Here is a 4,921-nt window from a genome sequence, read left to right on the forward strand (position 1 = left end):
GGCGGAGGCGGCGGCGCGTCCGGGAGCCGTCTCGTACCTGGCGGTGGCCGGCGCCCTCGAGCTCCACGGGCGGTACGCCACCTGGCTCCCGGGCGCCGACGGGCGGTGGAGCCGGGCGCGCATGATCGACGACGTCCATCCGTGCCCGACCGGCGCGGCCCGGCTGGCAGCGGCGGTCGACGGCCTGATCGGGCCGGCGTGGCACCTACCCGGTCCCGCGCCGGGATGGTGGAAGGGGCCGTGGGTGCACGACCCCCGTTACAACGACCCGCTGGGTTCGTGCCCCGCCGACCACCCGCCGCTGGGGACGCCGCCGGCGTAGCGGGGCGCCCGCGGCCGGCCTCGGGCTACGCGGGGGCGGCCGGAAGGCTGGAGTTGAAGATGTCCTCGGCGATCTGCCAGGTGCCGTCGGCCTGCCGGGCCCAGATCTCCATGAACTTGCCGCGGTCCTGCGGGGCGCCGGGGATGTCCATCGTGTAACGCCCGACCGCGGCGCACATCGACGGGCTCTCGTGCACGGTCAGCAGGTCGAACGAGAGCTGGGCCCCCGTCTGCACGAACTCCTTGACGAAGCTCTCGACCGCCGGCCGGCCTTCCACGATGTCGGCGTTGGGGGCCATCATCCGGGCCCCGGCGGTATAGATGCCCGCAACCGCCGACGCATCACCCGCGTTGAAGGCCTTCAGCCACTCCTGCTCTCGTGCCGCCACATCCTGCTTGCTCACTCCACCCTCCGATCGCCGGTCCTTGTTCGTCGAGGATACGAACCTGAACGCCGCCTGGGCAGGGGGATGAATGCGACGATCAGCGCGCCATGCCCATTGGCGCCCTCAGCGCGCCGTGCCCATGGGCACGCTCAGCGCGCCATGCCCACTATCGGCGCCGCCAGGTGGAGGGCGCCGGTCGAGCCGAAGAAGCGGGCGTCTCCGTAGCTGAAGATCCCGCCGTCCGATGCCACCAGCCAGTAGCCGCCACCGTCGGCGGTGACCGCCATGCCCACGATCGGGCGATTGAGGCGGATGGCGCCCGCCGAGCCGTGGAACGAGGCGTCCCCGAAGGCGAAGATGCCGCCGTCCCGGGCCACCAGCCAGTACCCCCGGCCGTCGGCGGTGGGCGCCATCCCGACGATGGGCTGGTTCAGGTGGATGGAGCCGGTGGATCCGTGGAAGGAGGCGTCCCCGAAGTTGAAGATCCCTCCGTCCGCCGCCACCAGCCAGTAGCCGCCTCCGTCGGGGGTGGCGGCCATGCCCACGATGGGCTGGTTGAGACGCATGGCACCCGTCGACCCGTGGAAGGAGGCGTCGCCGAAGTTGAAGATTCCGCCGTCCCGGGCCACCAGCCAGTACCCCTTGCCGTCGGCGGTGGGTGCCATCCCGACGATCGGCTGGTTCAGGCGGAGGGCGCCGGTGGATCCGTGGAAGGAGGCGTCGCCGAAGTTGAAGATGCCCCCGTCGGCCGCCACCAACCAGTACCCCCTGTCGTCGGGGGTGGCGGCCATTCCGACGACGGGCGCCTTCAGGGGGTGGCCCCCCTCCGACCCCAGGAAGCCGTCCCCGCAGTAGGCGAAGACCCCGCCGTCGGAGGCGGCGAAGCGGTAGCCCCCGGTCCCCGTCGCCGGGCAGTAGGTGTGGGTCAGGGGCGGGTTGGTGGTGGAGCCGGTGCGCCGCGGATCATGGCGGAACATCGGCCAGGACAGGTTGCCGACGGCGTGGCCGGTCGAGACCTCGTAGTGGAACACCACGCCGTTGCCGGAGTGGTCGGTGCCGGTGATGGTGATGCCGATCGTTCCGTTGGGGTCGGGGGCCACGAGCGGTGAGCTCTGCATGCCGATCTGGTTGACCGCCACCGAGGCCACCACCGCCGCACTGCGGCCGTCGTAGATGTAGAGGCCGTCTCCCGTCGGCACCAGCACGTCCTGGTAGCCCTGGCCCGTGAGGTCGGCGGTCACCGGGCTGCCGATAACCGCCCCCACGCCCGGTGGGGTGAGCTGGGGCCAGTTGCCGAGGACGTTGCCGTGGGGGTCGAAGGCCCAGATCTGGCCGAAGTTCGGGTTCCCGCGCTGACCCTGCACCGCCTCGACCACGTCGAGCTGGCCGTTGCCCTCCAGATCGGCCAGGGCCGGAGAGGGCCGGGTGAAGCCGCCGAGATCGTGGCTCCACGCCAGGGAGCCGTTGGCGTTGAGCACGAACAGCTTGGTGGAGTCGGTCGTCTGCACCCCCTGCTGGGCCCAGTAGAAGCCGGTCCCCACCGCGATCTGCGGGCCGCCGGCACCGGTGATGTTCCCCACCGCGGGAGACGATGTCACCACGTCGTCGAAGCCGTGCCACCACATGAGGCTCCCGGAACCGTCGATGGCGTACACCAGGCCGCCCCGGTTCACCGGCCGGCCGTTCAGGGGGAAGCTCGGGGTCGAGTCCCCGCCCTCGACTATGTCGCTCGACCCCCCGCCGGTGAGGTCGGCCAACGCCGGCGAGGAGAACACGGTGTCGTTGGTCCGGAAGGGCCATCCCGGGTTGACCGCCCCGTTCGAGGCGTTCACCGAGTAGGCGTCCAGGCCGAGGGCACCGGCAGTGGCGTCGGCCACCCCGTCGTTGTTTATGTCACCGACGGCGGGCGTGGCGTACACCGGCTCGCTGGACTGGTTGGGGTCGGAGACCTGCCTGGCGAAGCGCAGGTGGCCGGCATGATCGAACGAGTCGTAGCCGCCACCCGTGGCCTGGAAGCTGCCGACGCCGACGAACATGTCGTCGAAGCCACTGGTGTCGACGGGCGCCGCCGCCGGTGACGAGTCGACCTGCTTGCCCGGGGCCACGGCAGCCGGCCACCCCGGAACGGCGCTGCCGTCGGCGAGGTGCCAGGCGTAGAGGTAGCCGTTCAGGCTGCCGACCACCATCGACGGCCCACCGGTATCGAGGTTGGCCGTGACGGGGGACGAGGCGCGGAACGGCGCCCCCGCCACCGTCTTCGACCACACCAGCCGGACCGACAGAGCCGTGGCCGCCGCGGCCGGCGCCGGGCCGCCTGGCCCGGTGGTGGTGACGGCGGCGGCCGCGGCGAGAGCGGCGGCGGAGGCGGCGAGGACGAGAGAGCGGCGGCGGCGCATATGCGACATCCTGCCAGCGAACGCCGGGTGCGCCGGCGCGCCGCCCGGGCCGGCGCGCCGGGCCCGGTGGTACCGTCCCGGCCCGGTGGGGGGCCCAGCGGAGACGATGCCGGCGGCGGTGTACAAGGGCCGCCGCACCGTCGTCGTCGAGGAGGTTCCGGTCCCGCGCATCGGCGACGACCAGGTCCTCCTGCAGGTCAGCCACTGCGGGGTCTGCGGCACCGACCTGCACCTGATGATGGAGGACTGGGGTCTGCCGGGGTCGGTGGCGGGCCACGAGTACTCCGGTGAGGTGGCGGCGGTGGGCGCGGCCGTCGAGGGTTGGGGCGTCGGGGACCGCGCCGTGGGTGGTCCGGGGCGGGGCTGCGGGACGTGCGGTCCCTGCCGCGCCGGGCGGACCAACCTGTGCGTGACCCGGCAGCTGTGGAACCCGGATGTATCCGTCACCGGGGCCTTCGCCCCCTTCAAGGCCGTCGACGCCGCCTCGTTGTTCCGGGTGCCGGAGGGCCTCGACCTGCGGACCGCCGCTCTCACCGAGCCTCTGGCGGTGGCGCTGCACGGCGTCCACCGCTCCGCTGTGCCCGCCGGCAGCCGGGCCCTGGTGACGGGGGCGGGGCCCATCGGGCTGCTGACGGTCGCGGTCCTCCGCGCCGTCGGGGTGGCCGACGTCACGGTGAGCGAGCCCGGGGCGCGCCGCCGGGAGCTGGCCACCAAGGTCGGCGCCGCCGTGGTCGGCGCCCCCGGAGATCTGCCGGTGCCGGAGATGCCGATGGAGCTGGTCCCCGCTCCGTTCGACGTGGCCTTCGAGTGCTCGGGGCGGTCGGACGCCATGGAGGCGGCGCTGGCGAACCTGGGCCGGGCGGGGACCCTCGTGCTGTCCGGGTCCGGGATGCACCGGCCCCGCTTCGACCCCAACCGCATCATCCTCAACGAGCTGGTGGTCACCGGAACGGCGGAGTACACCCCGGCGGACTACGAGGAGGCGCTGGAGCTCCTGGCGTCGGCCCGCCTCCCGACCGCCGACCTGATCGAGCCGGACGACGTGCCCCTCTCCGGCATGCTGGCCGCCATGGAGCAGCTGGTGGCCGGGGAGCGGGCGGGAAAGGTGATGGTGGTCCCCCGTGCCTAAGCCAGGACAGCCCCGCTTCAACCACGTGGCGATGAGCGTCCCCGCCGACCTGCTCGACGAGACGGGACGCAAGGAGATCGTCTCGTTCTACTCCGAGGTCTTCGGGTGGCAGGAGGTCGAGATGCAGACGCTCGACAGGAAGCGCCTCGTCCTGAGCGCCTACCGCATCGACCAGTTCGTGTTCCTGATCGCCGACGACACCCCGATGACCGCCCCCCGTCTCGACCACTTCGGCCTCGGCGTGGGGAGCATGGACGAGCTCGACACCTTCTACCAGCGGTCGCTGGCGTTCCGTGAGAAGGACGACCGGGTCGACATCATCGACAAGAAGACCGACCCCTATCCCGGCGTGTCGATCACCAGCTTCTACGTGCGCTACCTCCTGCCGATGATGGTGGAGGTTCAGTACTTCTCCTTCGACGGGTCGGCCCCGACCGGCTCCTGACCGTCCGGAGAATTTCCCTTTCGGACCTTCCACGGGCGGGCCGCGTCCCGTACGCTCGCCCCGAGACGAGGGAAGGGAGATCCACGGTGGACTACGTCGGCCTACTCAAGTTCCGTAACTCGGTGCCCGGCAGCGAGCGTGACGCCGCTCTCATGCGGCGGGCGGCGTGGAAGTACCCGGAGGGCATCCGCCTCATCGCCGAGTACTGGCCTTCGGCGTCCGACGTCCAGGTCGTGACGATCTT

General features: G+C 72.0%; 5 protein-coding genes. 3 read left to right on the plus strand and 2 right to left on the minus strand.

The annotated features are described in order from the left end of the window. The coding region (locus tag VFW24_03525; protein ID HEX5265820.1) for a hypothetical protein at positions 1 to 322 on the plus strand (322 nt) is incomplete at its 5' end. 25 nt (positions 323 to 347) lie between these two features. Here VFW24_03525 and VFW24_03530 read toward each other — a convergent pair. Further along, positions 348 to 725 (minus strand): nuclear transport factor 2 family protein, encoded by a 378-nt coding sequence (locus tag VFW24_03530; protein HEX5265821.1) that lies wholly within the window; start codon positions 723 to 725, stop codon positions 348 to 350. A 131-nt stretch (positions 726 to 856) separates the two neighbouring features. Beyond that, positions 857 to 3,103, minus strand: a complete 2,247-nt coding sequence (locus VFW24_03535; GenBank protein HEX5265822.1) for a hypothetical protein — start codon at positions 3,101 to 3,103, stop codon at positions 857 to 859. Between the two features lie 85 nt (positions 3,104 to 3,188). Between VFW24_03535 and VFW24_03540 the strand changes: the two genes are divergently transcribed. Together VFW24_03540 and VFW24_03545 are read left to right on the plus strand one after the other, a co-directional pair. Continuing rightward, positions 3,189 to 4,232 carry an alcohol dehydrogenase catalytic domain-containing protein gene (locus VFW24_03540; protein HEX5265823.1) on the plus strand — a complete coding sequence of 348 codons (1,044 nt, stop codon included), beginning with the start codon at positions 3,189 to 3,191 and terminating at the stop codon, positions 4,230 to 4,232. Beyond that, positions 4,225 to 4,677, plus strand: a complete 453-nt coding sequence (locus VFW24_03545; protein ID HEX5265824.1) for a VOC family protein — start codon at positions 4,225 to 4,227, stop codon at positions 4,675 to 4,677. Before VFW24_03540 ends, VFW24_03545 begins: the two co-directional genes overlap by 8 nt. Positions 4,678 to 4,921 lie beyond the last annotated feature (244 nt).

It is taken from the genome of Acidimicrobiales bacterium, assembly GCA_036273495.1.
Classification (GTDB): Bacteria; Actinomycetota; Acidimicrobiia; order Acidimicrobiales; family JAJPHE01; genus DASSEU01.

Bases quoted from the DNA above. Each gene is read 5' to 3' on its own strand.
- VFW24_03535 (HEX5265822.1), bottom strand. From the start codon at position 3,103: ATGCGCCGCCGCCGCTCTCTCGTCCTCGCCGCCTCCGCCGCCGCTCTC.